The organism is Pseudomonas danubii (assembly GCF_042980055.1).
Lineage (GTDB): Bacteria > Pseudomonadota > Gammaproteobacteria > Pseudomonadales > Pseudomonadaceae > Aquipseudomonas > Aquipseudomonas danubii.
Window position 1 is genome coordinate 2,429,788 of record NZ_CP116502.1, and the last position, 25,840, is coordinate 2,455,627.

Genomic DNA, 25,840 nt, shown 5'->3' on the forward strand with positions numbered 1-25,840 from the left:
TGATGTACAAGCTCAGCTTCTTCGTGCCTCCCAGCCATGTGGAGTTGGTCAAGAGCGCCGTATTTGCCGCCGGTGGCGGACGTATCGGCGCCTATGACCAGTGCGCCTGGCAGGTGCTCGGCCAGGGCCAGTTTCGCCCGTTGGACGGCAGCCAGCCGTTTCTCGGGCAGACCGGTCAGGTGGAGCGAGTGGAGGAATGGAAAGTCGAGCTGGTGGTGGCCGATGAACTGATTGCTGATGCAGTGGCGGCCCTCAAGCAGAGCCATCCCTACGAGACGCCAGCCTATGAAGTCTGGCGTCTGGAAGCGTTCTGAGGTTATCCACCGATAAAAAGCCCGCTGCACCGGAGACGGTCAGCGGGCTTTTTTGTGGGCCTTTTCAGGCAAGCCGGCACCTATAGGAACGGTGTAGGTGCCGGCTTGCCGGCGAAGACGGCTTCAGGCGCTCGCCTCCACCTTCTTGTGCAGCAGCGTTTGCAGAGCGGCCTGCAATCCTTCGGCCTTCTCGCCAATCAGCACGTGCCAGACATCCCCCTCCAGGCGCCGCGTACCCTGGCAGCCCAGGGCATTGAGCGCCGATTCCGACAAGCTGCGGCTGTCACTGAGTTGCACCCGCAACCGGGTCAGGGCCACGCAATCCATCTGCAACAGATTTTCCCGACCACCCAGAGCGCTGAGCCACTGCTGGGCTTCCTGGTTGGAAATGTCGATCTGCTGTGCGGCTTCTACAGGCGTCGGCGTCACCCTGACAGTGGCCGAGGTTGGCAGTGCCAGGCGGATCTGGTCGGCAATGCTGTCGGCCATCGGTCCCACCACCACCTGCAAACTGCCGCCCTTGCCGGGGCGTACCACAGCCATGGCGCCCAAGGTTTTCAGTTCGGCGTCCACAGCCAGGCTGCGATCCGCCAGTTCCAGGCGCAGGCGCGTGGTGCAAGCGCCGACAGTGATCAGGTTGCTCGCGCCGCCCAGGGCCTTGATGTAGGCCACGGCACGCTGATCGGCGTTGAGTTCGGATTTCTCGCCGGAGGGGCTGTCCTCGCGTCCCGGTGTCTTCAGGTTGAAGCGGCGGATGCAGAAGTCGAACACCAGGTAGTACACCACCGCATACAGCAGCCCCACAGGAAACACCTTCCAGCCATTGGTGGAGCGGCCCCAGCCCAGGGCCATGTCGATGGCGCCACCGGAGAAGGTGAAGCCCAGGTGGATGTTCAGCAGATTGGTCAGGGCCATGGCCACGCCCGTCAGCAGTGCATGCACCAGATACAACAGCGGCGCGAGGAACATGAAGGCGAATTCGATGGGCTCGGTGACCCCGGTCAGAAAGGAGGTCAGGGCCATGGACAGGAAGATCCCGCCCATCACCTTGCGCCGCTCCGGCCGGGTGTTGCGGTACATCGCCAGGCAGGCGGCGGGCAGGCCGAACAGCATCACCGGGAACATCCCGGTCATGAACTGGCCGCCTTTGGGGTCGCCGGCGAAATAGCGGGTCAGGTCGCCAGTGACCACCGCGCCGGTGCTCGGGTCGGTGAAACTGCCAAAGATGAACCAGGCCATGTTGTTGAGGATGTGGTGCAGGCCGGTGACGATCAGCAGGCGATTGAACACACCGAAGACGAAGGCGCCGAAGCTGCCGCTCTCCAGCAGCAATTGGCCAAAGCTGTTGATGCCGTGCTGGATTGGCGGCCAGATCAGACCGAACGCCACCCCCAGGCCCACGGCGGTAAAGCCGGTGGCGATGGGCACGAAGCGCCGACCGCCGAAGAACGCCAGGTACTCCGGCAGTTTGATGTCCTTGAAGCGGTTGTACAGCGCGCCGGCCATCAGCCCGCTGATGATCCCGGCGAGCATGCCCATGTTGATGCTGGCGTCCAGCACCTTGAGGGTCGAGATCATGACCAGGTAGCCAATGGCCCCGGCGAGTCCGGCGGTGCCGTTGTTGTCCTTGGCAAAGCCCACGGCGATGCCGATGGCGAAGATCAGCGCCAGGTTGCCGAAGATCGACTGTCCGGCATCGTGGATGATGGGAATGTTCAGCAGATCGGTGTCACCCAGGCGCAGCAGCAGGCCGGCAATCGGCAGGATGGCAATGGGTAGCATCAGCGCCCGGCCGAGGCGTTGCAGGCCCTCGATGAAATACTGGTACATGGCGTCTCTCCTGGAATTCTTGTTATGAGTGCAGAGGCCAAAGCCGTTCGCAGGCCTGACGGACTGCGGTGGCGCCGGGCAGGTTGAGCAGCGGTTGGCTGAGGTGGCGGCATTGGCCGGCGTCCAGTTGGCGAACCCGGTCCTTGATCTCGCCGACCTGAGGCGGGCTGACCGACAGCTCGCTGACCCCCAGGCCAATCAGGACGGGGGTGGCCAGCGGATCGGAAGCCAGTGCACCGCAAACCCCGACCCAGCGTCCGTGGCGCTCGGCGCCGGCACAGGTCTGAGCGATCAGCCGCAGCAGGGCGGGGTGCAGGGCATCGACCCGGGCTGCCAGGCCAGCGTGGTCGCGGTCCATGGCCAGGGTGTACTGGGACAGGTCGTTGGTGCCGATGGACAGGAAGTCGGCGTGTTCCGCCAGTTGCTCGGCCATCAGCGCGGCAGCCGGTACTTCGATCATCACCCCCAACTCCGGGCGCTGGCTCAGTCCCAGCTCCACCGCGAGCCGATCCAGGCGCTGACGGATATGCAGCAGTTCGGCCACTTCGGTGACCATTGGCAGCATGATCCGGCAGCGCTGCACTGGGCTGACCTGGAGCAGCGCCCGCAGTTGCCGGTCCAGCAGTTCCGGGCGGGCCTGAGCCAGGCGGATGCCCCGCAGGCCCAGCACCGGGTTGGCTTCCACTGGCAGAGGCAGGTAGTCCAGTTGCTTGTCGCCGCCAACATCAATGGTGCGGATGATCACCGGCTTGTCGCCCATGGCATCCAGCACCGCCTGATAGGCCTTTAGCTGCTCGGCTTCATCCGGAGCGGTCAGGCGATCGACGAACAGGAACTCGGTGCGCAGCAGGCCGACGCCATCGGCGCCCCCCAGGTGGGCGTCCCGGGCTTCATTGCTGGAAGCCACGTTGGCTGCCACCTCGATCTGCTGGCCGTCCTGGGTCAGGGCGGACTCATGGGCTTTTTGCTGTTGCAGTGCACGGCGCTGGCGTAGGGTTTCACCAGCCTGTTGCACCTGTGCGATGCGCTGCGGGCCGGGTGCCAGTTCCAGGCGCCCGCCGTCGGCATCCAGCACCACCTGGCGGTCGCCGTCCAGGCCCAGCACTTCCGGACCCATGGCCACCAGACAGGGCAGGCCTTTGCCGCGGGCGAGGATCGCCACATGGGAGGTGGCGCCGCCGGCGGCCATGCACAGCCCGGCCACGCCCTGGGCGCTGAGTTGCAGCAGGTCGGAAGGGGTCAACTCCTCGGCGGCGACGATCGCTCCGGGTGGCAGGTCGTAGTGCCAGGCTTCGCCCAGCAAGGCCCGCAGCACGCGTTGCTGCAGGTCCCGCAGGTCGTTGGCGCGTTCGGCCAGCAGTGCACTGCCCAGTTGCTGCAGGATCTGGCATTGCTCGGCAATCGCCGCGCTCCAGGCATGGGTGGCTGCGCGGCCCTGGGCAATGGCGGCTTCGGCGGCGTCCAGCAGGGTCGGGTCTTCGAGCAGGGCCAGGTGGGCGCTGAAAATGTCCTGTTCCTGCTGGTCGCGGCGTTGCCGGGCCTGCTCCAGGGTGTGGCGGATTTCTCCGCGCACCTGGTCCAGAGCGGCGTTCAATGCTTGCCGTTGGGGCTCGGGCGGATGCTGGTCATGATCCTCTGCCAGGACCATGGCGTTGAGCCGCACCAATGGCCCGCACACCAGGCCCGGTGCGGCGCAGACGCCCGGCAGCACGCCATCTTCCACGGGGCGTTGGGCGACCGGTGCCGGTGCCGGGGTTTCGCCATGGGCATCTGCGGCCATGGCGGTACCGAGGGTCAGCAGCATCGCCTGCAAGGCGTCCTGGCAATCAGCGCCCTGGCAATTGACCAGCACTTCATCCTGTTCACCGATACCCAGGCTCATCAGGGCGATCAGGCTGGTGCAGGGGGCGCTCTTGTCCTTGAAGGTCAGTTGCGAATGGCTGTTGAAACCCAGGGCGGTCTGGCGCACCAGGGCGGCAGGGCGAGCATGCAGGCCGCCGCGATGGGCTACCTTGATCCGGGCGCTGGCCTGCTGTTCGGATGGCTCTTGCGCCAGCGGTTGCGGGCCAGCGTTGGCGCGTCGGCTGATGTGCAGCAAGGGCTCGCCCACCTTGACCGCGGACAGGGGCAGGGGGCGCAGGTCGAAGCTCTCGCCGTTGGTCAGGATCAACAGGCTGATCAGGCTTCGGCAATGCTGCGCCACATGGTCCAGGTCAACCCGTAGCAGGGGCTGGCCGGCGCTGACCTGCTGGCCTTGCTCCACCAGCAGGGCAAACCCTTCACCTTGCAGTTCGACCGTGTCCAGGCCCAGGTGCAGCAGCAGTTCGGCACCATTGGCTGCCCGCAGGGTCACGGCGTGCCCGGTGCGCGCCACTTGGATTACTTCACCGGCGCAAGGGGCGTGCAGGGTGTCGTTGAGCGGGTCGATGGCAATCCCGTCACCCATGGCGCCACTGGCGAATACCGGGTCGGGGACGCTGTGTAGCGGCAGGACAGGCCCGCTGAGGGGGGCACTGAGCGTCAGGTCGTTATTGTTGTTGTGCATGGCGCAGTACTCATCGATCAAAAGGGCTTAGTGCGTGCGGGTCACTTTGCTCAGGTGACGCGGCTGGTCGGGGTCCATGCTGCGGGCTTCGGCCAGGCCGGCGGCCATCACATAGAAACTCTGGATCGCCAGGATCGGGTCCAGCGCCGGGTGTTCCGCGCGGCTCAGGGTCAGGTCCCGTTCGCCGATGTCATCCGGTGCCGCCAGCAGCACCTTGGCGCCGCGCTGGCGCATGTCGGCGGCCAGGCTCAGCAGGCCGCCCTGTTCGGCGCCCCGGGGGGCGAACACCAGCAACGGGTAGTTGTGGTCGATCAGGGCCATCGGGCCGTGGCGGACTTCGGCGCTGCTGAAGGCTTCGGCCTGGATCGCCGAGGTCTCCTTGAGCTTGAGCGCGGCTTCCTGGGCGATGGCGAAGCCGGCACCGCGGCCGATGACCATCAACCGCTGGCAATCGCGCAGGGCGTTGACCGCCAGGTCCCAGTCCTGGGTCGCGGCCTGCTGCAAGCCTTCGGGCAGCGCCAGGCCGGCTTCCAGCAGGTGGTTGTCCTCGTTCCAGTGACCGATCAGGCGGGCGCTGGCGCTGAGGGTGGCAATGAAACTCTTGGTAGCGGCCACGCTCTGCTCGGCACCGGCGTACAGCGGCAGGGAGAATTCGCTGGCGGCCTCCAGAGGGCTGTTTTGCGCATTGACCATGGCCACGCTCAGGGCACCGCGCTTGCGCAGCAGGCGCACGCTGTTCACCAGATCCGGGCTCTGGCCCGATTGCGAGAAGGCGAACACCGCCTGGCCGCTGACCCGCAGGGGGGCCTGTTGCATGGTCACCACCGACATCGGCAATGAGGCCACCGGGATGCCCACCTGTTGCATGGTCAGGTAGGCGAAGTAGCTGGCGGCATGGTCCGAACTGCCCCGGGCCACGGTCATGGCCACTTGTGGCGGCTGGCGACGCAGGCGGCCGGCGACTTCGAGCAGCGACGCATCCAGGTGCTGCAGTTGACTGCTTACGGCAGCGTGCGAGGACAGGGCCTCTTCAAGCATTTTTGAAGTCAATGTCTTCTCCTTCGACCATGACGGCGGTCAGTGTGAGTGCGCGGTCCAGGCGCACGCTGTCGGCCCAGCTGCCAGGTTGCAGGCGGCCGCGTTCAGGGATGCCGAGGTAGTCGGCGGGAAATTGCGACAGGCGTTGGGAAGCGTCCGCCAGGGGCAGGCCGATCTTCACCAGATTGCGCAGGGCCTGGTCCATGGTCAGGGTGCTGCCGGCCAGGGTGCCGTCCGGCAGGCGCACGCCGCCCAGGCACTTGGTCACGGTGTGGCTGCCCAGCTTGTACTCACCGTCGGGCATGCCGGCGGCCGCGGTGGAGTCGGTGACGCAATACAGACAGGGGATCGAGCGCAGGGCCACGCGCATGGCACCGGGGTGCACGTGCAGCAGGTCGGGGATCAGCTCGGCGTACTGGGCGTGGGCCAGGGCCGCACCGACGATGCCGGGTTCGCGGTGATGCAGCGGGCTCATGGCGTTGTATAGGTGAGTGAAGCTGGTGGCGCCGGCGGCGAGGGCGGCCACGCCTTCTTCGTAGCTGCCCAGGGTGTGGCCGATCTGCATGCGCACGCCACGCGCGCTGAGGGCACGGATCAGGGCGTCGTGGCCGGAGATTTCCGGGGCAATGGTGATCACCCGGATGGGCGCCAGTTGCAGGTACTTCTCCACTTCCGCCATGAGCGCGGTGTGGGCGAAGTTGGGTTGTGCACCGAGCTTGCCGGGATTGATGTACGGGCCTTCCAGGTGCACACCGAGGACCCGGGCGCAGCCCTGGGGGCGCTGCTCGGCGTAGGTTCCAAGCTCAGCCAGAACCTGGCTGATTTCTTCGCTGGGGGCGGTCATGGTGGTGGCCAGCAGCGAGGTGGTGCCGAAACGCACATGGGTACGGGTGATGGTCTCGAAGGCTGTGCGGCCTTGCATGACGTCCTTGCCGCCACCGCCGTGGACGTGCAGGTCGATAAAGCCCGGCAGCAGGTAGGGCAGATCGTTGTCCGCCGGGTCGCAGGGGCTGCCTTCGATGGCGACGACCTTGCCGTGCTCATGGATCAGGCGGCCACGGACCCAGCCTTGGGGCGTGAGGATGTTGTCTTCGGACATGGGCGTTTCTCTGGCTCCAGGGGGCGGATTCAGCGTCGCAGTTCGGCGACGAAGTCGTAGTAGTCGTTGCGGCAATAGGTGTCGGTGACTTCGATTGGTGTGTTGTCTTCCAGGTAGCCGACCCGGGTCATCAGCAGCATCGCGGTGCCGGGGGCGATGCCCACCAGGGCGGCGAATTCGTCCGACGCGTTGATCGCCTGGATGTGCTGCAGGGCCCGGACCACGGGACGGCCGATGCTGTCGAGGTACTCGTAGAGCGAATCGCCGACGGCCTCGGGCTGGGCAATGATGCTGGCCGGCAAGGTGCTCATCTCGATCGCCATGACCGCATCGTCGGCTTTGCGCAGGCGCTTGAGGCGCGCCACCTTGTCGTTGGGCGACAGGCCGAGGCGGATCAGCTCTTCGTGGGTCGGCGGGGTCAGTGTGCGTTCCAGCCATTGCGAGCCGGGGACGAAACCTTTGAGGCGCAGCATTTCGCTGAACCCGGAAAGGCGCGACAGCGGTTGCTCAAGGCGCGGAGTAATGAAAGTGCCCGAGCCCTGGCTGCGTCGGATCAGGCCCCGTTCGAAGAGGACTTCCAGGGCCTTGCGCGCAGTCACCCGGGAGATGCCCAGCAGTTCGCTGAGGTTGCGTTCCGAAGGCAGCGCCTGCTCGGCTTTCCATTGGCCGGAGTGAATCGCCGCTTCCAGGTTGCGAGCCAGTTGCAGGTACAGCGGGGTCGGCTGAGTGTCGTCGGGACGCAGGGTCAGGAGGTGATTCATCTGTAGGTTTTCCGATGCGGTTATGAGGTTGTTGTCGCCCGGTAATGCCGAAAAACTAATACCACTTAAATACCATGTCAACGCCACCTATCAGGTGGAGGTGCAGTAAATCCGGCGCTTTCGGGGTGCTTAGGAGGGTAAAGGATTGAAGTGGTATTAGGCAGGTCTGGCCGCGAAGGCTATAGCTCGAGGTGGCGACCCGGGGCGGGTCGCCAAGTGGTATGCGCGCCGGGGGAGGGCGGCGGGGAGGAAAATATTTTTTGTGCTGTAGGGATTAAGGGCGAATTTCGATCAGGGTGCCGTCTTTGACCAGACTCCAGACTTCGCGCATGTCGACATTGCGCATGGCGATGCAGCCGTCGGTCCAGTCCAGGGTGTGGAAGTACTGCTCGGGAAACTCTTCGGTGTCTGGAGTGCCATGGATCATGATCATGCTGCCGGGATTGACCCCTTCGCGACGCGAGCGGGCGGCATCGGTGATGTTCGGGTAGGAGATGTGCATGGCCAGGTTGTAGCGCTCGCTGGTCTTGCGCCAGTCGAGCCAGTAGAGGCCTTCGGGGGTGCGTTTATCGCCTTCCATGAGCTTGGGCCCCTTGGGCTTCTTGCCCAGGGAAATCCGATAGGTTTTCAGTGGCTTGCCGCCATTGATCAACTGCAGTTGATGGGCGGACTTGAGCACCAGGACCTTTTCGATGACCTTGCCGTCCAGGGTTTCCACCGTGGAGGCCTGAGACAGAGTGACGACGGAACAGCACAGCAGGGCAAGCAACCAGCGCATTGACACGATATCCCCAGGCGCGCACAGAGTCCGTGCACGTTTTTATTGTTTAACTGATGGCAGGCTGAGAGAGCGGCGGAATGGATTCGGAGCGCACGGCAAATGCCTGTGCCCGCCGGTCAGCGAAGAAGCATTCTAAGGTACGACCGACGGTGCGGAAAGCCAGCTCGGACCAAGGGATATCGGCTTCGTCGAACAGCTGCACTTCCAGGCTCTCGGGACCGGCGGCGAAGTCCAGGTCGGCCAGTTCGGCGCGGAAGAACACATGCACCTGGCTGATGTGCGGCACGTCGATCAAGGTGTAGAGGTTCAGGTTGCGTACCCGGGCACAGGCTTCCTCGTAGGTTTCGCGGATGGCCGCCTGTTCCACGGTCTCGCCGTTCTCCATGAAACCCGCCGGCAGGGTCCAGTAGCCCAGGCGCGGTTCGATGGCGCGACGGCAGAGCAATACCTTGCCCTCCCAGGTGGCCAGGCAGCCGGCGACGATGTTGGGGTTCTGGTAGTGGATGGTCTGGCAGTGATCGCAGACGAAGCGCAGGCGCGAGTCGCCTTCGGGAATGCGCTGGATCACCGGGTTGCCGCACTGGCTGCAAAAATTCATGTGGGGTATCCGAAAAGGCTGGGGCTATCTTGGCGCGCCGCCCGATTGTCGGCAAGTTGTCGTTAAGCGACATGCCCGAGAGCAGGGGTTGGGCCACCGATTGGATTGGTGCATGATGCACGGTAGCCAACAGATCGAGATGCCTCATGCTGGACGAGCTACTTCATCGGGTAAGCCATTACACGCCAAGAACGCTGGAGACCGACCGACGTTTTCCCGAGGCTGCGGTGCTGGTGCCCATCACCCGCAGCGATGAACCGGAGCTGGTGCTGACCCTGCGCGCCAGCGGGCTTTCGACCCATGGTGGTGAAGTGGCCTTCCCCGGTGGCCGGCGCGATCCGGAAGACCCGGACCTGATCTTCACCGCGCTACGGGAGGCCGAAGAAGAAATCGGCCTGCCGCCGGGACTGGTGGAAGTCATCGGCCCCTTGAGCCCACTGATTTCCCTGCACGGGATCAAGGTCACACCCTACGTCGGGGTGATTCCCGACTATGTCGAATACCAGGCCAATGATGCCGAGATCGCTGCCGTTTTCAGTGTCCCTCTGGAGTTCTTTCGCCAGGACCCCCGTGAACACACCCACCGCATCGACTATCAGGGCCGCAGTTGGTACGTCCCCAGCTACCGCTTCGGCGAGTACAAGATCTGGGGGCTGACCGCGATCATGGTGGTCGAACTGGTCAACCTGTTGTACGACGCCAAGATCAGCCTGCATCACCCGCCGAAAACCTTTATCGACACCTGAAGCCATGGCTTGGCATGGCATAAACCCGCGGCTGCCTGAACCATAAGGACAACAAGATGAAATACCGCCTGGGCGACGCCCGAGTCGACACCCATCCACAGAGCTGGGTGGCCCCGAACGCCACCTTGGTGGGTAAGGTCAAGCTGGAAGAGGGGGCCAGTGTGTGGTTCAACGCCGTGCTGCGTGGCGACAACGAACTGATCCTGATCGGCAAGCACAGCAACGTCCAGGACGGCGCTGTGATGCACACCGACATGGGCTTTCCACTGACCCTGGGCACCGGCGTGACCATCGGCCATAACGCCATGTTGCATGGCTGCACCGTGGGCGATTACAGCCTGATTGGTATCAACGCGGTCATTCTCAATGGCGCGAAGATCGGCAAGAACTGCATCATCGGCGCCAATTCGCTGATCGGCGAAGGCAAGGAAATACCTGACGGTTCGCTGGTCATGGGCTCGCCGGGCAAAGTGGTTCGCGAACTGACCGAGGCGCAGAAGAAAATGCTCGAAGCCAGCGCCGCCCACTACGTTCATAATGCTCAACGTTATGCCCGAGACCTGGTTGAGCAAGAACAATGACCGCCCCTGAAAGACCCGTCGCCTCACCTTGCGTGAGCATCTGTGCCCTGGATGAGCAGGACATTTGCACTGGCTGTCAGCGCACGGTGGATGAAATCACCCGCTGGAGTCGCATGGACAACAGCGAGCGCCGCGCAGTCCTGGCCCTGTGCCATGAGCGGGCCAAATCCAGTGGCTTGCTGTGGATGATCGGCTCCAGCTCGGCGAGCTGATCCGCCCGTTCGCCGGCAAGCCAGCTCCCGCAGGCGATGCCTAGGAGCCAGCTGCCGGCGCAAGGGTTTCTTGGCCCAACCCCGGGCCTGCAGTAACCTGTGCTCCTTCCCGATAGGTACCCTTGGTCCCCATGCTTTTCCTGATCGCCTATATCAGCAGCGTCGTGCTGATCAATTACGCCTTTTCCGTCGCGCCGCAACTGGATATCGTCTGGTCGGCCTGGGGCGGGCTGGTGTTTGTCCTGCGGGACATGGTGCAGACTCGCTTCGGCCATGGCGCCATCGTCGCCATGCTGGCAGCCCTGGTGTTGTCCTATGTCACCTCCGACCCGACCATTGCTCTGGCCAGTGCCACGGCATTCGCCGTCTCGGAATGCATCGACTGGCTGGTGTTCAGCATCACCAAGCGGCCCCTGCATGATCGCCTGTGGATCAGTTCGGCCCTGAGCATTCCCCTGGATACCTTCATCTTCTACGGCATGATCGATGCGCTGACCCCCGGGGTCGTGCTGACCGCCCTGGGGTCGAAGTTCGCCGGGGTCACCGTGGTCTGGCTGGCGATGGCCTGGCGTTTGCGCAAAGCGGCGTGCGCCGGCTGAGTCAAACCCCGCGGTTCATGTAAAATGCCGCGCTCTTTCCCCATGGGTCGCCCGCCTGGCGCTCGGCCCTCGATGATCCGCTCCTTTGAGGACCTTCAGATGACTCGTATCGGAACTCCATTGTCGCCAACCGCGACCCGCGTCTTGCTTTGTGGCTGTGGTGAGTTGGGCAAGGAAGTGGTGATCGAGCTGCAACGCCTGGGTGTCGAGGTGATTGCCGTGGACCGCTACGCCAATGCGCCGGCGATGCAGGTGGCCCATCGCAGTCACGTGATCAACATGCTCGACGGTGCGGCCCTGCGGGCGGTGATCGAGGCTGAGAAGCCGCACTTCATCGTTCCGGAAATCGAAGCCATCGCTACCGCGACCCTGGTGGAACTGGAAGCTGAAGGCTTCACCGTAATCCCCACCGCCCGGGCCACTTCGCTGACCATGAACCGTGAAGGCATTCGTCGTCTGGCGGCTGAGGAGCTGGACCTGCCGACCTCGCCTTACCATTTCGCCGATACCTTCGAAGACTATTCCAAGGCGGTGCAAGACCTGGGTTTCCCTTGCGTGGTCAAGCCGGTGATGAGCTCCTCGGGCAAGGGCCAGAGCCTGCTGCGCAGTGTCGATGACGTACAGAAAGCCTGGGACTACGCCCAGGAAGGCGGGCGTGCCGGCAAGGGCCGGGTGATCATCGAGGGCTTCATCGATTTTGACTACGAGATCACCCTGCTGACCGTGCGCCACGTAGGCGGCACCACTTTCTGTGCGCCGGTCGGTCATCGTCAGGAAAAGGGCGACTATCAGGAATCCTGGCAGCCTCAGGCCATGAGCCCCAAAGCCCTGGCCGAATCCGAGCGTGTGGCCAAGGCAGTGACCGAAGCCCTGGGCGGCCGCGGCCTGTTCGGCGTGGAGCTGTTCATCAAGGGCGATCAGGTGTGGTTCAGCGAAGTGTCGCCGCGTCCCCATGACACCGGCCTGGTGACCCTGATTTCCCAGGACTTGTCCCAGTTCGCCCTGCATGCGCGGGCGATCCTCGGCTTGCCGATTCCGCTGATCCGTCAGTTCGGTCCATCGGCTTCGGCAGTGATTCTGGTAGAAGGCAAATCCACCCAGACCGCGTTCGCCAACCTCGGCGTCGCCCTGAGCGAGCCGGACACTGCGCTGCGCCTGTTCGGCAAGCCTGAGGTCAACGGCCAGCGCCGCATGGGCGTGGCTCTGGCTCGTGATGAGTCGATCGAGGCCGCCCGGGCCAAGGCGACCCGCGCTGCGCAAGCGGTAGTGGTCGAACTCTGAGAAACATCGCGAGCAAGCTGGCTTCCACAAGGTTTGCATTGAACCTGTAGGAGCGAGCTTGCTCGCGAAGCGGTCGCTCAGACGACCCGATTCAGATCGTTATTGCGCGTTTCCTTCAAGCACAGCACCGCGATCAAGCTCAGGATCGCCGCCCCCGACACATACCCGCCTACCCAGCTCAACCCACCCATCGCCACCAGCTTCTGGGCGAAGAAGGGTGCGGCCGAAGCACCGACAATGCCCCCCAGGTTGTAAGCCGCCGATGCGCCGGTATAGCGCACATGGGTCGGAAACAGTTCCGGCAGCAGCGCGCCCATCGGGGCGAAGGTCACCCCCATCAGGAACAGCTCAATGCACAGAAACAGCGCCACACCGGCGGTGGAGCCCTGAGTCAGCAAGGGTTCCATGGTGAAGCCGGAGAGAATAGCCAGCACGGCACCGACAATCAGCACGGGCTTGCGCCCGAAACGGTCGCTGGCCCAGGCCGACAGGGGCGTGGCCGCGGCCATGAACAGCACTGCGAAACACAGCAGGCCGAGGAAGGTTTCCCGGCTGTAGCCCAGGGTGGCGACACCGTAGCTCAGGGAAAATACCGTGGAAATGTAGAACAGCGCGTAGCACACCACCATCGACGCGGCGCCCAGCAGCACTGGCAGCCAGTACTGGCTGAAGAGCTCCACCAGTGGCATTTTCACCCGTTCCTGGCGTGCCACGGCGTTGGCGAACACCGGGGTTTCGTGCAGCTTCAGGCGCACATACAGGCCCACCATCACCAGCGCCGCGCTGAGCAGAAACGGAATGCGCCAGCCCCAGGAGCGGAACTGTTCGTCATCCAGGCCCATGGCCAGGGCCAGGAACAGGCCGTTGGCGGCGAGAAAACCGATGGAGGGGCCCAGTTGTGGGAACATGCCGAACCAGGCGCGCTTGCCTTGCGGAGCGTTTTCCGTGGCCAGCAGGGCTGCGCCACCCCATTCGCCTCCCAGCCCCAGCCCTTGGCCGAAGCGCAATACGCAAAGCAGGATCGGCGCCCAGGCTCCGATGCTGGCATAGCCCGGCAGCACGCCGATCAGGGTGGTGCACACCCCCATCAGCAGCAGGGAGGCGACCAGGGTCGATTTGCGTCCGATACGGTCGCCAAAGTGGCCGAACAGCGCCGAACCCAGGGGGCGGGCGAGGAAGGCAATGCCAAAGGTCAGAAAGGCCGAGAGCATCTGGGCGGTGCCGGACGTCTGGGGGAAGAATACCGGCCCGATCACCAGCGCAGCGGCGGTGGCGTAGACGTAGAAGTCGTAGAACTCGATGGCGGTGCCGATAAAGCTGGCGGTGGCCACCCGGGTGGTGGAATTGCTCGGTTGAGCGGGCGCGCAGGCGCTGTAGGCGGTGTTGGTCGTCATGCGGATATCCCTGACAGTCTGTGCTCCAGTGGAGCGAATTATTATGGTCGAGCACCCAGGGATGTGGGTTTGGCGCGGTCGTCACTCGGGATGGGAGTGACGTCGAACAGTGGCGGGTGATGCATGCAGGATCGCTCTCGGTGCGGGTAGCACGCGGATCTGCGGGGCTTGGGTAAGCAGCGCGATTATAGAAAGGCTGCTAACGATCCAACAAGGGTTGTGGTCGTTGGTGGTTTTGCATGACTGCGCCAGGCCCCGAAACTCCTTTGCAGAGGTTCAGGGCGCAGGCATCAGCATCGAGTCAGGTCCGGGCGGGAACGCTGCTGGTGTGCCAGAGCAGTACGCGGCTGACACGGTTTTCCTCGGTTTCGAGGATTTCCAGGCGGTAGCGGCCGATCTTCAGGCACACGGCGCTGTCGGGAATGGTTTCCAGGGCTTCGGTGACCAGGCCGTTGAGGGTCTTGGGGCCGTCGCTGGGCAGGTGCCAGCCCAGGCTCTTGTTCAGTTCACGGATCGATGCCGCGCCCTCCACCACATAACGGCCATCGGCCTGTGGGTGGATATGGGGGTTGTCCAGGCTGTGCTCGTTTTCGAACTCGCCGACGATTTCTTCGAGGATGTCTTCCAGGGTGACGATGCCCAGCACTTCGCCGTATTCGTCCACCACCATGCCCAGGCGCCGCTGCTGCTTGTGGAAATTGAGCAGCTGTAACTGCAACGGGGTGCTTTCGGGGACGAAGTAGGGTTCGTGGCAGGCGGCCAGCAGGGTTTCCTTGGTCAGGCTGGCGTCCGGCAGCAGGTGCCGGATCTGGCGGGTATTAAGGACAGCCTCCACCTGATTGATATCGCTGTGGAACACTGGCAGGCGCGTGCGTTTGTTCAGGCGCAGTTGGGCGATGATCTCGTCGATGGAGTCGTCCAGGTTGATGCCGTCCACTTCGCTGCGAGGCACCAGGATGTCATTGACCGTGATCTTGTCCAGGGCGTGGATGCCGGACAGGGCGTGGTGTTCCTGGGGGGCGGGCTCATCGTCCAGCCGTGCCGGATCGTCTTCGCTGTGCTTGACCGCGCTGGCCTTGGCGGCGAACGGGCGCAACAGCAACTGGCCGATGGCCTGCAGCAGCCAGGCCAGGGGATAGACAAGCTTCATGGGGATGGCCAGCAGGCTGTTGCCAAAGCTCAGAGTGCTTTCCGGGTAGCGCAAAGCCAGGGTGCGGGGCAAGTACTCGGCCAACACCAGCAAGCCGCTGGTGCTGATCAGGCAGGCCAGCCAGGGGCCGTTTTCCGCCCAGTAGAACAGCGCCAGCAAGGTGCTGATGATCACCGCCAGGACTCGGCACAGGGTGTTGCACAGGATCAGGCTTTCCTTGGGGAAGGCCAGCTGTGCCGTCGGTTTGTCGCCTGAGCGTGAGCCGTTGCGTTGGGTCAGCAGGTGCTGCTGGGCGGCATCGATGGCAGTGAACAGCCCCGACCAGACAATCAGCAGGGCGATTACCGCGAGCATGGGCCCGGAGGGCAAGGAGTCGGTCATGGCCGGTCGTCAGATGTGCAGGATGTATTCACGAACCAGCTTGCTGCCGAAGTACGCCAGCATCAGCAGGCAAAAACCCGCGAGGGTCCAGCGAATCGCCTTGTGCCCGCGCCAGCCCAGGCGGTTGCGGCCCCACAGCAGCACGCTGAACACCACCCAGGCCAGGCAGGCCAGCAGGGTCTTGTGCACCAGGTGCTGGGCGAACAGGTTCTCGACGAACAGCCAGCCGGAGATCAGCGACAGCGACAGCAGGGTCCAACCGGCCCAGAGAAAACCGAACAGCAGGCTTTCCATGGTTTGCAGGGGCGGGAAGTTCCTGATCAGCCCGGAGGGGTGCTTGTTCTTCAGCTGATGGTCCTGCACCAGTAGTAACAGGGACTGGAACACCGCGATGGTGAACATGCCGTAGGCCAGGATCGACAGCAGGATATGGGCGAGAATTCCCGGTTCCTCATCGATCACCGGCACGGTTCCGGTAGGCACGAACTGCGCCAGTAGCGCAGTCAGGGCGCCGAGCGGGAACAGCAGCACCAGCAGGTTTTCCACGGGAATCCGCCAGCAGGCCAGTAAGGTCAGGGCGATGACCGCGGCAGCGATCAGGCTGGCGGCGCTGAAGAAGTCCAAGCCCAGGCCGGCCGGGGTCAGCAAATGGGTCAGCAGGCTGATGCCGTGGGCGAGCAGGGCCAGGATGCCCAGCATAACCAGCAGGCGCTTGTTTGCCTTGGCGCCTGTGGCCAGGCGAGAGCCTTGATAGAAGGTCGCAGCGGCATAAAGGACGGCGGCGGCGAGGGTGGGTAGCAAGCTGGGTGACAAGGGGAGCATAAATCCTGTTAGGCAAGCCCGAAAGTCGCTGAGTTTGGCATAGAACCCACAGCCCTGAAAGACCACGCAAGCAGACGGCGAGGTGTCCGCCACGCACAGTCTTCGCTATAATCCGCGACCTGCCCACGCCGCAGGCTCATCGAGCTCTTGTTTATTAAGCTCTGGGCCGCCATTACCCCGGTCTACCTTGGGCCTGAAAGGATCGAGCATGTTTGAAAACCTAACCGACCGTCTCTCGCAGACGCTGCGCCATGTCACCGGCAAGGCCAAGCTGACCGAGGACAACATCAAAGACACCCTGCGCGAAGTGCGCATGGCGCTGCTCGAAGCCGACGTTGCGTTGCCGGTGGTCAAGGACTTCGTCAACTCGGTGAAGGAGCGTGCGGTCGGCACCGAAGTGTCCCGCAGCCTGACCCCGGGCCAGGCCTTTGTGAAAATCGTCCAGGCCGAGCTGGAAAGCCTGATGGGCGCGGCCAACGAAGACCTCAACCTCAGCGCCGTGCCGCCAGCCGTGGTGCTGATGGCCGGTCTGCAAGGTGCGGGCAAGACCACCACCGCCGGCAAACTTGCGCGCTTCCTTAAAGAGCGCAAGAAAAAGAGCGTGATGGTGGTGTCCGCCGACGTCTACCGCCCGGCGGCGATCAAGCAGCTGGAGACCCTGGCCAACGACATCGGCGTGACCTTCTTCCCGTCGGACCTGAGCCAGAAGCCGGTGGCCATCGCCGAAGCAGCTATAAAGGAAGCGAAGCTCAAGTTCATCGACGTGGTGATCGTCGACACCGCCGGTCGCCTGCACGTCGACAGCGAGATGATGGACGAGATCCAGGCGCTGCATGCGGCGATCAAGCCGGTGGAAACCCTGTTCGTGGTCGACGCCATGACCGGTCAGGACGCCGCCAACACCGCCAAGGCCTTTGGTGACGCGCTGCCGCTGACCGGGGTGATCCTGACCAAGGTCGATGGTGACGCCCGTGGCGGCGCCGCACTGTCGGTGCGGGCCATCACTGGCAAGCCGATCAAGTTCATCGGTATGGGCGAGAAGACCGAGGCGCTGGAGCCATTCCACCCTGAACGTATCGCTTCGCGAATTCTTGGCATGGGCGACGTGCTCAGTCTGATCGAGCAGGCCGAGCAGACCCTCGACAAGGAAAAGGCCGACAAACTGGCCAAGAAGCTGAAGAAGGGCAAAGGCTTCGATCTCGAAGACTTCCGCGACCAACTGCAGCAAATGAAGAACATGGGCGGTCTGGGCGGCCTGATGGACAAGCTGCCGAACATCGGCGGCGTCAATCTGGCGCAGATGGGCAACGCACAGAGCGCCGCTGAAAAGCAGTTCAAGCAGATGGAAGCCATCATCAACTCCATGACCCCGGCCGAGCGCCGCGACCCTGAGCTGATCAGCGGTTCGCGCAAGCGCCGGATCGCCATGGGTTCCGGTACTCAGGTGCAGGACATCGGCCGCTTGATCAAGCAGCACAAGCAGATGCAGAAGATGATGAAGAAGTTCTCCGCCAAGGGCGGGATGGCCAAGATGATGCGCGGCATGGGCGGCATGTTGCCCGGCGGCGGCATGCCGAAAATGTGAAGAATCCGCGCCGGCAGTCATGTCGGCGCTATTCCACGGGGACGTGGAATCTCGAGCAAACCCTCGATTGGGGCGCGCTCACTCGCTGCCGCTTGCGGCGGCTCCATAGCAAATCTGAGTGGCAGCCGATAGGCGCCGGAAAAAGTCATTTGCAAAAGTCCGGATATTCCTTAGAATATGCGGCCTTTCGGGCACCCATGCCCGCTGTGCATTTAGATTTGCAGCACCGACTACAGGAACGATGTTCACATGCTAACAATCCGTCTTGCCCTTGGCGGCTCCAAAAAGCGCCCGTTTTACCACTTGACCGTGACCGACAGCCGTAACCCACGCGACGGTTCGCACAAAGAACAAGTTGGCTTCTTCAACCCGATCGCTCGTGGTCAAGAAGTCCGCCTGTCCGTGAACCAAGAGCGCGTAGCCTACTGGCTGAGCGTTGGTGCACAGCCTTCTGAGCGCGTTGCTCAGTTGCTGAAGGAATCGGCTAAGGCTGCAGCCTGAACCCTATGAACGCGACGCCAGCTCCTGCTGATGATTTGATCGTTATCGGCAAAATCTACTCTGTTCATGGCGTTCGCGGCGAAGTGAAGGTCTTTTCCTTTACTGATCCGATTAAAAACCTGTTGGACTACAAAACCTGGACGCTCAAGCGCGAAGGTAGCGTGAAACAGGTTGAGCTGGTCAGCGGACGCGGGAACGACAAGTTCCTGGTCGCAAAGCTCAAGGGTCTTGATGATCGCGAAGAAGCTCGTCTTCTGGCCGGTTACGAGATCTGCGTGCCGCGCAACCTGTTCCCTGAACTGACCGACGGCGAGTACTACTGGTACCAGCTGCAAGGTCTCAAGGTCATCGACACCCTCGGGCAACTGCTCGGGCAGATCGATCACCTGTTGGAGACCGGCTCGAACGATGTAATGGTGGTCAAGCCTTGCGCTGGCAGCCTGGATGATCGCGAACGCCTGTTGCCCTATACCGAGCAATGCGTGTTGGCCGTCGATCTGGCCGCGGGCGAGATGAAGGTGGAATGGGATGCGGACTTCTAAGCGTGGCTAACTTGCGCGTAGAAGTGATCAGTTTGTTTCCCGAGATGTTTTCCGCCATCAGCGAATACGGCATAACCAGCCGCGCGGTGAAACAGGGGCTCTTGCAGCTCACTTGTTGGAATCCGCGAGACTACACCACGGATCGACATCACACTGTGGACGATCGCCCGTTTGGCGGTGGCCCTGGCATGGTGATGAAGATCAAGCCCCTGGAGGATGCACTGGTTCAGGCCAGAAACGCAGCCGGGGAGGGTGCGAAGGTGATCTACCTGTCGCCCCAAGGCCGTCAACTGAATCAGTCGGCGGTACGCGAGTTGGCGAATGAGGATGCATTGATCCTGATTGCTGGTCGTTATGAAGGCATTGACGAGCGATTTATTGAAGCTCATGTCGATGAAGAGTGGTCGATTGGCGACTATGTACTCTCCGGTGGCGAGCTGCCGGCGATGGTCCTGATTGATGCGGTTACGCGACTGCTGCCCGGAGCTTTAGGGCATGTGGATTCCGCGGAGGAAGATTCCTTCACGGACGGTCTGCTGGATTGCCCGCACTACACCCGACCGGAGGTGTATGCGGATCAGCGTGTTCCCGACGTGTTGCTAAGTGGCAACCACGCACACATCCGGCGTTGGCGTTTACAGCAGTCCCTTGGTCGGACCTATGAACGACGCGCCGATCTTCTGGAAAGCCGCTCGCTTTCTGGAGAAGAGAAGAAGCTGCTCGAGGAATATCTCCGCGAGCGGGACGATAGTTAACAACGTATCGATGGTAGATCCGACGATTTACCTTAGGAGCACAGCATGACCAACAAAATCATCCTTGCACTCGAAGCAGAGCAGATGACCAAAGAGATCCCAGCCTTTGCCCCGGGCGACACCATTGTCGTTCAGGTGAAAGTGAAGGAAGGCGATCGTTCCCGTCTGCAGGCGTTCGAAGGCGTAGTTATCGCCAAGCGCAACCGCGGTGTGAACAGCGCGTTCACCGTACGTAAAATCTCCAACGGTGTTGGCGTAGAGCGTACTTTCCAGACCTACAGCCCGCAGATCGACAGCATGGCTGTCAAGCGTCGCGGTGACGTGCGTAAAGCCAAGCTGTACTACCTGCGTGACCTGTCGGGTAAAGCAGCTCGCATCAAGGAAAAACTGGTTTAAGTCCAGCTTCCGATGCAGAAAAAAGCAGCCTACGGGCTGCTTTTTTGTTGCCTGTCATTTAATGCCCGGAGCGGTTCAGCAGGGCGCAGACCGTGTTGGCGATCCGTTCCAGCAGTACCTCGTCATAAGGCAGCCAGGGCAGGGCGGCCAATTTGCCACTTTGTGCCGCCAGTGGCAGGTCCACCGCGCCTCCATCGCGTGACACGCGCCCGGTCACCAAGTGCACGGCGTAGTCACCGACCCGCACATGGCGCTCATCCATACTCAGCTTTCCTGCCTTGATGTGCGTCGCAAAGGCTGTATTCAGCACCTGTTGGCGCATCAATGTCATTTGCGTGAGATTGTGCCCGGCCAGTCGATTCAGGCGCTCTTCGCGCTTGCCTGGCGAGGCCTGGGGAAGAGGAATGCCAGCGGCGGTCTGCGTCAGTTCTTCAACGGCGAAAGCGCTGATGCTGACCAGCAGATCGATGGCTCGGCAAGCCTCTGAAAAGACCTGCGCCGGCACATTTTTCAGCAGCACAGGCTGCCAGTGTTTCTCGGTGTGACGAGCGAAGCACGTGGCGCCGGACAAGCAGTGCCCTTGTAAGCCGGGATAGAGTGGCACGTCGACATTCAGACTCACTCGGATGTCGCTCAGGTTCCGGCTCAGGCTACCGTCTCTGTCGATCTTCCAGCCCTCGCGGCGTGCCAGGCCGATCAATGGGCGAATGGATAGGCTGTACCCGGCGAATGCTTGGTAGGAGGGGCTTTCCAGCTCATGGTCAGGTGCCTGGTAGTGCTCGCGAAATACCTGGCGCAGTGGTTGCCTGATCTGGCGTTCGGTGATCACGGCTTGCCAGGCTTGGCGCTCTGCTTCGTCGCTCGACAGGGGGTGCCACAGTGAAATCCGGCATCCGGCCTCCAGGGGCAGCGGCTGACCCCGCACGTCAAGAGCTTGCGCGTTTTGGGTCAATAGGAAACTGCAGCGTTGGCCACAGTCGTTGTGAGCCACCCATATCAACGAGTGGGCAAAGGGCGCGCCCACGGCAGAATCCACCAGTTGCCTTCGCCAGTCGCTCAAAGACAGCTCGAAGTGTTGCCACAGTCCTGACTCCAGGCAACTGGCCAGAAGCGCGTGCTGGGCTTTTCCGGGAGCACTGATTGGGGCAAGGCGCAGGGCAATCTCGGGGCGTTGGGCCAGTCCGCGCTCGGCGGGTTTGAGATTGCGCGTGAGTTTTTTCTGCAGGCCGGCATGTCGCACCAGGCTCAGGGCGCTGCGCAGCGTTTGCACGCTTTCCGGCGTTGGTATCTGTTCGATGCAATGACCCAGGGCAATGGCCAGGGATTGCGACGGCGCGGTTTTGGCCTGGGTTGGGGCGACGCAAGCCTTGGTCAGCAAAGTGTCCATCAGTGGCGGTAGCCAGGGCGCATCGCGCCGCAGGGCGATCCGGGCGGCACGGGCGATTACTGGTGTGTCATGGGTGCTGAAGGCGCCATCGGCCACATAGGGGGTGGCGCCGCTGTGAATATCTTCCAGGCGCTGGGCGGCGGTGTTGAGGATCTGCTGGGAGAACTCGACATAGGCAGCATCGTCGGCCAGCGCCGTGGCGGGGTCGCTGCTCAGTGAGTGATGACCGGTCCAGTACTCGCTGCTGGCAAGGGCCAGTCGGGATTGCGGTTCCAGTTGTTCAAGCAGTTCGAACTCCTGCCGGACGTAGGGCGCATCGGCGTAGTGTTGTTCCACGCAACGGTGCAGGGCTGCCTGGGCTTGTGCATCCAGCCATTGTGCCAATACGTACGTCTGGTGGTAGTCCGCAGCCCAGCGTATCGAGGGTTCGCCGAGGATTCTATGTAACTCGCTGCTCAGTGCACTGCTCGGTTTGCCGCTGTGATAGGCCAGTTGCTCCACCGCCTCCTGCCCGCTCAGACAAGTGCGCAGCACCTCCAGCAGGGTGGTTTGATCGAGGGCTGGGCACAGTTCCAGCTGTGCGGCCTGCTGCACAATTGAGTTCGCCATCTGCTGCGCAGCCGGGTTTTCAGGGGTACGCAGTGCTCGGCGGATAGCCGGCCACAGGCTGCCCAATTGAGCGGGTGTCAGTGAGCTGATATCGATGGGCGCGCCAATGAAACTCGGATGATCCGTTGTCGCGGCGCTCAGGCGTTGCTGCAGGTGCTCGACGAGCGAAGGCGCGGAAAGGGCATCCATGACGGCGATTCTCCTTGTTGGGGGCGCGGATGATCGCATTTTTTATCGCCGATCGTGACCTCTGACCCCTGCCGGGTTCTTTCGGCCCCTGCCGGGCGGCGATATACTCGCCGACCCAATAAAGTGTGATCGCCCGCGCCGTGCAGCCTGCACGGAACGCCCAGGGTGCGTCACACGCCTCCCGGCGTTCCTGGCCTGTTGTTATCCACAGGCAGGCGGCCCCCGATTGTTCCCATCAAGCCTTTGGTCGCTGCCTTGCAGCGCTCATTGGCGTTCCATGCCCGCAGCGTGCCCCTGCGCGGATCTATCCATTCAGGCAGTAGTCCGATGACCCTTCGTGAGCAAGAAATCCAGCGTCGTACCGAACTCTCGGTGACCCGTGTGACCAAGGCGGTATTCCCGTCCACCACCAATCATCACAACACCCTGTTCGGCGGCACCGCCCTGGCCTGGATGGACGAAGTGTCGTTTATCGCCGCCACGCGCTTTTGCCGGTTGCCACTGGTGACAGTGTCCACCGACCGTATCGACTTCAATCATCCGATTGCCGCCGGTTCTATTGTCGAGCTGGTAGGGCGGGTGGTGAAGGTGGGCAACACCAGCCTCAAGGTTGAGGTAGAGGTGTTTGTCGAGAGCATGAGTTGCGACGGACGGGAAAAGGCCATTCATGGTCTGTTCAGTTTCGTCGCCATCGATGACGACAAGCGCCCGGTGCCGGTGCTTCCGGGATTCGCAGCGTAGGAGCCGGCTTGCCGGCGAAGGCGTTCCTGCGGGCCCCTTCGCCGGCAAACCCGCTTCTTAGAGTGACTCGGGTTGGATCAGTGCCAGCAGGGTCCAGCCAGCCGTCGGCTTGAGGCCGCTTTCCGGGGTGATTACATGCACCCAGCCGTTGCTGTCGCGGGCGAACAGCAGGGTTGCGCGTTCGCCGTGCAAAGTCTGGTAGTCGTTCCAGCCAAAGGCTTCGGTCAGGTGCGTGCTGTACAGCTCGGCGCCCTGGCCCAGCAGGCTGGCCAGCTTGGTGTAGGTCAGGGCCTCACTGCCCAGTAGCTGGCCGCGATGTTCGTGGCTGGCGCGGTGCTTGTCGGTGCGTCGGCTTTCCTGGCTGTTGGCCAGGGCATAAAGGCGCTGATGGCCAAAGTCGTGTCGAAAGCGCATGGCCGCCAGGGTGTTGAGTTCGCCTGAAGGTGAGAGCGCCAGCAAATGCCCCAATCCCACCAGATCCAGATGCGCGTCGGCGTGCTGCGAGGCCGGGTTGCCGAAATAGGTGGGCAGGCCTTCCATGCGTGCTGCACGGATATTCTCCCAACTGGAGTCGGTCAGCAGCACTCGGCTGCCCAACTGCTGCAAGGCCTTGCCAATGGTGCGGGCCGGGCCATTGGCGCCGACAATCAGGAAGCCGCTGGGAGCGGGCTCCGCGACTTTGAGCAGGCGCGCCAAGGGCCGGGCAGTAGCGCTTTGCAGGACCACGGTGCCGATGATCACGGCAAAGGTCAGTGGCACCAGCAGCAACGCCCCCTCGTGACCGGCTTCATCCAGGCGGATGGCGAAGATGGCCGACACCGCTGCCGCAACAATCCCTCGTGGCGCAATCCAGGCCAGCAAGGCGCGTTCACGCCAGTTGAGGCTGGAGCGGGCAGTGGACAGCAACACATTCAGCGGGCGAGCGATGAACTGGATCACCAGCAGCAGGATCAGCACCAGCGGCCCCAGGGCGATCAGTGCCTTGAGGTCCAGGCGCGCTGCCAGCAGGATGAACAGCCCGGAAATCAGCAGCACGCTGAGGTTTTCCTTGAAGTGCAGGATGTGCCGGACATCCACGCCCTTCATGTTGGCCATCCACATGCCCATCAGGGTCACGGCCAGCAGGCCGGATTCGTGCATCACTTGGTTGGACGCGATGAAGATTCCCAGGACTGCGGCCAGGGTCGCCAGGTTGTGCAGGTACTCCGGTAGCCACTGGCGACGCATGATGGTGCCCAGGACCCAGCCGCCGGCGATGCCGAACAGGCTGCCGCACAGAATCACCCCGCCAAAGGTCAGCAGGCTGTGGCTCAGGCCCTCGCCGGCGGCGCTGGCGATGATGAAGCTGTAGACCACCACGGCCAGCAGGGCGCCGATAGGGTCGATGACGATGCCCTCCCAGCGCAGGATATTGGCGATCGAGGCCTTGGGTCGCACCACTCGCAACATGGGCACGATCACCGTCGGCCCAGTGACCAGCGTCAAGGTGCCGAACAGCAAGGCCAGCATCCAGTCGAAGCCCAGCAGCCAATGGGTGGCGAGGGTGATCACCGCCCAGGTGGACAGCGCGCCGATGGTCACCAGGCGGCGCACCACGCTGCCGATTTCACGCCATTCCGAGAGGTGCAGGGTCAGGCTGCCTTCGAACAGGATCAGCGCCACCGCCAGGGACACCAGGGGCATCAGCAGCGGGCCGAACATCTCCTGGGGATCGAGCCAGCCCAACACGGGACCGGCAAGAATGCCGCTCAGCAGCAGGAACAGAATGGCTGGCAGTTTCAGCCTCCAGGCCAGCCATTGGCAGCCCAGTGCTGCCGCGCCGATGCCGCCGAAGGCCAGCAGAATCTGTTGTTCACTCATCAATGCACCCTGTTCCTTGAAATGGCTGGCTATGAAAGACTAGCGACCCTCTGCGCAGTTCACTATTTTTTTACGCGTGGCCCCTGGGCCGTGCCTTTCGAGTCTTTATGCCTGCCATCGACCACCCCCTGATCGACCGTTTTCTCGATGCCCTGTGGCTGGAGAAAGGCCTGTCCGACAACACCCGCCATGCCTATCGCAGTGACCTGGCGCTGTTCAACGGCTGGTTGCAGGAGCAGGGGGTGGAGTTGTCGCGGGCCGGACGCGAGCTGATCCTCGATCATTTGGCCTGGCGCGTGGAGCAAGCCTACAAGCCCCGTTCCACGGCCAGATTCCTCTCTGGGGTGCGGGGCTTCTATCGCTATTTGCTGAGAGAAAAACTGATCGAGATCGATCCGACTTTGCAGATCGATATGCCGCAACTGGGACGCCCGCTGCCCAAGTCCCTGTCGGAGGCCGATGTCGAGGCGTTGCTGGCGGCGCCGGACTTGAGCGAGGCCATCGGCCAGCGCGATCGCGCCATGCTGGAGGTGCTCTACGCCTGCGGCCTGCGGGTGACTGAGCTGATCAGCCTGACCCTGGAACAGGTCAACCTGCGCCAGGGTGTGTTGCGGGTCATGGGCAAGGGCAGCAAGGAACGCCTGGTGCCTATGGGCGAGGAATCGATTGTCTGGGTCGAGCGCTACATGCGTGATGCCCGGGCCGAGCTGCTGGGCGGGCGGCCCAGCGATGTACTGTTTCCCAGCTTGCGTGGCGAGCAGATGACGCGGCAGACCTTCTGGCACCGGATCAAGCACCAGGCCAAGGTCGCCGGGATCGGCAAGGCGCTGTCGCCTCACACCCTGCGCCACGCTTTCGCCACGCACTTGCTCAATCACGGGGCCGATCTGCGAGTGGTGCAGATGTTGCTGGGCCACAGTGATCTGTCCACCACCCAGATTTATACCCATGTGGCTCGTGCCCGCCTCCAGGATCTGCACGCCAAGCATCACCCGCGGGGTTGATTTGGCTCCCGGGTGGCGCTTTGCGTCGCCCGTAGTCGGTGCCGGCAAACAGATGTGGTAGGCTTTGCCGGTTTGCAAAACGGGTGTTTGCGGGCCGTTGCCATTGCGACCGCTCCCAGTTGCCCATTTGCCCGCCTTC

At 62.9% G+C, this 25,840-nt stretch carries 25 protein-coding genes; 13 read left to right on the top strand and 12 right to left on the bottom strand.

Translation table 11 applies throughout. The annotated features are described in order from the left end of the window. Window positions 1-2 precede the first annotated feature (2 nt). Entirely contained in the window at window positions 3-314 is a 312-nt protein-coding gene (locus PFZ56_RS11230) for a YqfO family protein (RefSeq protein ID WP_016967836.1), read from the top strand. A gap of 123 nt (window positions 315-437) precedes the next feature. Here PFZ56_RS11230 and nagE read toward each other — a convergent pair whose 3' ends face one another. The 7 genes from nagE to PFZ56_RS11265 all read right to left on the bottom strand — a co-directional run bounded on the left by nagE (window position 438) and on the right by PFZ56_RS11265 (window position 8,966). Continuing rightward, window positions 438-2,144 (bottom strand): N-acetylglucosamine-specific PTS transporter subunit IIBC, encoded by a 1,707-nt coding sequence (nagE, locus tag PFZ56_RS11235; protein ID WP_170001100.1) that lies wholly within the window; start codon window positions 2,142-2,144, stop codon window positions 438-440. Window positions 2,145-2,166: 22 nt separating this feature from the next. Further along, on the bottom strand, window positions 2,167-4,689 hold the full coding sequence (gene ptsP / locus PFZ56_RS11240; protein ID WP_170001099.1) for a phosphoenolpyruvate--protein phosphotransferase: 2,523 nt from the start codon (window positions 4,687-4,689) through the stop codon (window positions 2,167-2,169). A gap of 27 nt (window positions 4,690-4,716) precedes the next feature. After that, window positions 4,717-5,739, bottom strand: a complete 1,023-nt coding sequence (locus PFZ56_RS11245) for an SIS domain-containing protein (RefSeq protein WP_110596442.1) — start codon at window positions 5,737-5,739, stop codon at window positions 4,717-4,719. Then, entirely contained in the window at window positions 5,720-6,826 is a 1,107-nt protein-coding gene (gene nagA, locus PFZ56_RS11250; RefSeq protein ID WP_170001098.1) for an N-acetylglucosamine-6-phosphate deacetylase, read from the bottom strand. The genes PFZ56_RS11245 and nagA overlap by 20 nt, the downstream gene beginning before the upstream one ends. Before the next feature lie 29 nt (window positions 6,827-6,855). Next, the gene (locus PFZ56_RS11255; protein ID WP_102861287.1) at window positions 6,856-7,587 is read right to left on the bottom strand and encodes a GntR family transcriptional regulator; all 732 of its coding nucleotides are present in this window, start codon (window positions 7,585-7,587) and stop codon (window positions 6,856-6,858) included. Window positions 7,588-7,861: 274 nt separating this feature from the next. Further along, the gene (locus PFZ56_RS11260; protein WP_170001097.1) at window positions 7,862-8,365 is read right to left on the bottom strand and encodes a murein L,D-transpeptidase family protein; all 504 of its coding nucleotides are present in this window, start codon (window positions 8,363-8,365) and stop codon (window positions 7,862-7,864) included. A gap of 49 nt (window positions 8,366-8,414) precedes the next feature. Further along, window positions 8,415-8,966, bottom strand: a complete 552-nt coding sequence (locus PFZ56_RS11265) for an NUDIX hydrolase (RefSeq protein ID WP_170001096.1) — start codon at window positions 8,964-8,966, stop codon at window positions 8,415-8,417. Window positions 8,967-9,112: 146 nt separating this feature from the next. On the opposite strand from PFZ56_RS11265, the gene PFZ56_RS11270 reads away from it, so the two are divergent. The 5 genes from PFZ56_RS11270 (at window position 9,113) to purT (ending at window position 12,385) form a co-directional block, all read left to right on the top strand. Next, window positions 9,113-9,712: a CoA pyrophosphatase gene (locus tag PFZ56_RS11270; RefSeq protein ID WP_102878492.1), complete on the top strand. Its 600-nt coding sequence runs from the start codon at window positions 9,113-9,115 to the stop codon at window positions 9,710-9,712. A gap of 56 nt (window positions 9,713-9,768) precedes the next feature. Then, window positions 9,769-10,293 (top strand): gamma carbonic anhydrase family protein, encoded by a 525-nt coding sequence (locus PFZ56_RS11275; protein WP_102878493.1) that lies wholly within the window; start codon window positions 9,769-9,771, stop codon window positions 10,291-10,293. Continuing rightward, window positions 10,290-10,505, top strand: a complete 216-nt coding sequence (locus PFZ56_RS11280; RefSeq protein WP_102861292.1) for a DUF1289 domain-containing protein — start codon at window positions 10,290-10,292, stop codon at window positions 10,503-10,505. The genes PFZ56_RS11275 and PFZ56_RS11280 overlap by 4 nt, the downstream gene beginning before the upstream one ends. A gap of 131 nt (window positions 10,506-10,636) precedes the next feature. After that, window positions 10,637-11,104: a VUT family protein gene (locus tag PFZ56_RS11285; RefSeq protein ID WP_102878494.1), complete on the top strand. Its 468-nt coding sequence runs from the start codon at window positions 10,637-10,639 to the stop codon at window positions 11,102-11,104. Between the two features lie 99 nt (window positions 11,105-11,203). After that, complete coding sequence (purT, locus tag PFZ56_RS11290; protein ID WP_102878495.1) at window positions 11,204-12,385, top strand: formate-dependent phosphoribosylglycinamide formyltransferase; 1,182 nt, start codon at window positions 11,204-11,206, stop codon at window positions 12,383-12,385. 77 nt (window positions 12,386-12,462) lie between these two features. Here the strand turns inward: purT and PFZ56_RS11295 are convergent, their stop codons facing one another. The 3 genes from PFZ56_RS11295 to PFZ56_RS11305 all read right to left on the bottom strand — a co-directional run bounded on the left by PFZ56_RS11295 (window position 12,463) and on the right by PFZ56_RS11305 (window position 16,132). Further along, window positions 12,463-13,779 carry an MFS transporter gene (locus tag PFZ56_RS11295; RefSeq protein ID WP_170001095.1) on the bottom strand — a complete coding sequence of 439 codons (1,317 nt, stop codon included), beginning with the start codon at window positions 13,777-13,779 and terminating at the stop codon, window positions 12,463-12,465. A 301-nt stretch (window positions 13,780-14,080) separates the two neighbouring features. After that, complete coding sequence (locus PFZ56_RS11300) at window positions 14,081-15,310, bottom strand: HlyC/CorC family transporter (protein WP_123393639.1); 1,230 nt, start codon at window positions 15,308-15,310, stop codon at window positions 14,081-14,083. Between the two features lie 9 nt (window positions 15,311-15,319). Beyond that, on the bottom strand, window positions 15,320-16,132 hold the full coding sequence (locus tag PFZ56_RS11305) for an inner membrane protein YpjD (protein ID WP_102878498.1): 813 nt from the start codon (window positions 16,130-16,132) through the stop codon (window positions 15,320-15,322). A 208-nt stretch (window positions 16,133-16,340) separates the two neighbouring features. On the opposite strand from PFZ56_RS11305, the gene ffh reads away from it, so the two are divergent. From ffh to rplS, 5 genes are all read left to right on the top strand, one after another. Next, complete coding sequence (gene ffh, locus PFZ56_RS11310; RefSeq protein ID WP_102878499.1) at window positions 16,341-17,717, top strand: signal recognition particle protein; 1,377 nt, start codon at window positions 16,341-16,343, stop codon at window positions 17,715-17,717. 249 nt (window positions 17,718-17,966) lie between these two features. Next, entirely contained in the window at window positions 17,967-18,218 is a 252-nt protein-coding gene (rpsP, locus tag PFZ56_RS11315) for a 30S ribosomal protein S16 (RefSeq protein ID WP_007927680.1), read from the top strand. A gap of 5 nt (window positions 18,219-18,223) precedes the next feature. Next, window positions 18,224-18,760, top strand: coding sequence for a ribosome maturation factor RimM (rimM, locus tag PFZ56_RS11320; RefSeq protein ID WP_102861299.1), 537 nt, complete (start codon window positions 18,224-18,226; stop codon window positions 18,758-18,760). Then, complete coding sequence (gene trmD, locus PFZ56_RS11325; RefSeq protein ID WP_170001093.1) at window positions 18,742-19,515, top strand: tRNA (guanosine(37)-N1)-methyltransferase TrmD; 774 nt, start codon at window positions 18,742-18,744, stop codon at window positions 19,513-19,515. The genes rimM and trmD overlap by 19 nt, the downstream gene beginning before the upstream one ends. Before the next feature lie 45 nt (window positions 19,516-19,560). Beyond that, window positions 19,561-19,911 (top strand): 50S ribosomal protein L19, encoded by a 351-nt coding sequence (gene rplS, locus PFZ56_RS11330; protein ID WP_007927677.1) that lies wholly within the window; start codon window positions 19,561-19,563, stop codon window positions 19,909-19,911. Window positions 19,912-19,969: 58 nt separating this feature from the next. Here rplS and PFZ56_RS11335 read toward each other — a convergent pair whose 3' ends face one another. Further along, window positions 19,970-22,096 carry a DUF4132 domain-containing protein gene (locus PFZ56_RS11335; protein WP_170001092.1) on the bottom strand — a complete coding sequence of 709 codons (2,127 nt, stop codon included), beginning with the start codon at window positions 22,094-22,096 and terminating at the stop codon, window positions 19,970-19,972. Window positions 22,097-22,423: 327 nt separating this feature from the next. On the opposite strand from PFZ56_RS11335, the gene PFZ56_RS11340 reads away from it, so the two are divergent. Further along, window positions 22,424-22,837: an acyl-CoA thioesterase gene (locus PFZ56_RS11340; RefSeq protein WP_102861301.1), complete on the top strand. Its 414-nt coding sequence runs from the start codon at window positions 22,424-22,426 to the stop codon at window positions 22,835-22,837. A 57-nt stretch (window positions 22,838-22,894) separates the two neighbouring features. Here PFZ56_RS11340 and PFZ56_RS11345 read toward each other — a convergent pair whose 3' ends face one another. Beyond that, window positions 22,895-24,697 carry a sodium:proton antiporter gene (locus PFZ56_RS11345; protein ID WP_170001091.1) on the bottom strand — a complete coding sequence of 601 codons (1,803 nt, stop codon included), beginning with the start codon at window positions 24,695-24,697 and terminating at the stop codon, window positions 22,895-22,897. Window positions 24,698-24,804: 107 nt separating this feature from the next. Here PFZ56_RS11345 and xerD point away from each other — a divergent pair, with 107 nt between their 5' ends. Continuing rightward, entirely contained in the window at window positions 24,805-25,701 is an 897-nt protein-coding gene (gene xerD, locus PFZ56_RS11350; RefSeq protein WP_170001090.1) for a site-specific tyrosine recombinase XerD, read from the top strand. Window positions 25,702-25,840 lie beyond the last annotated feature (139 nt).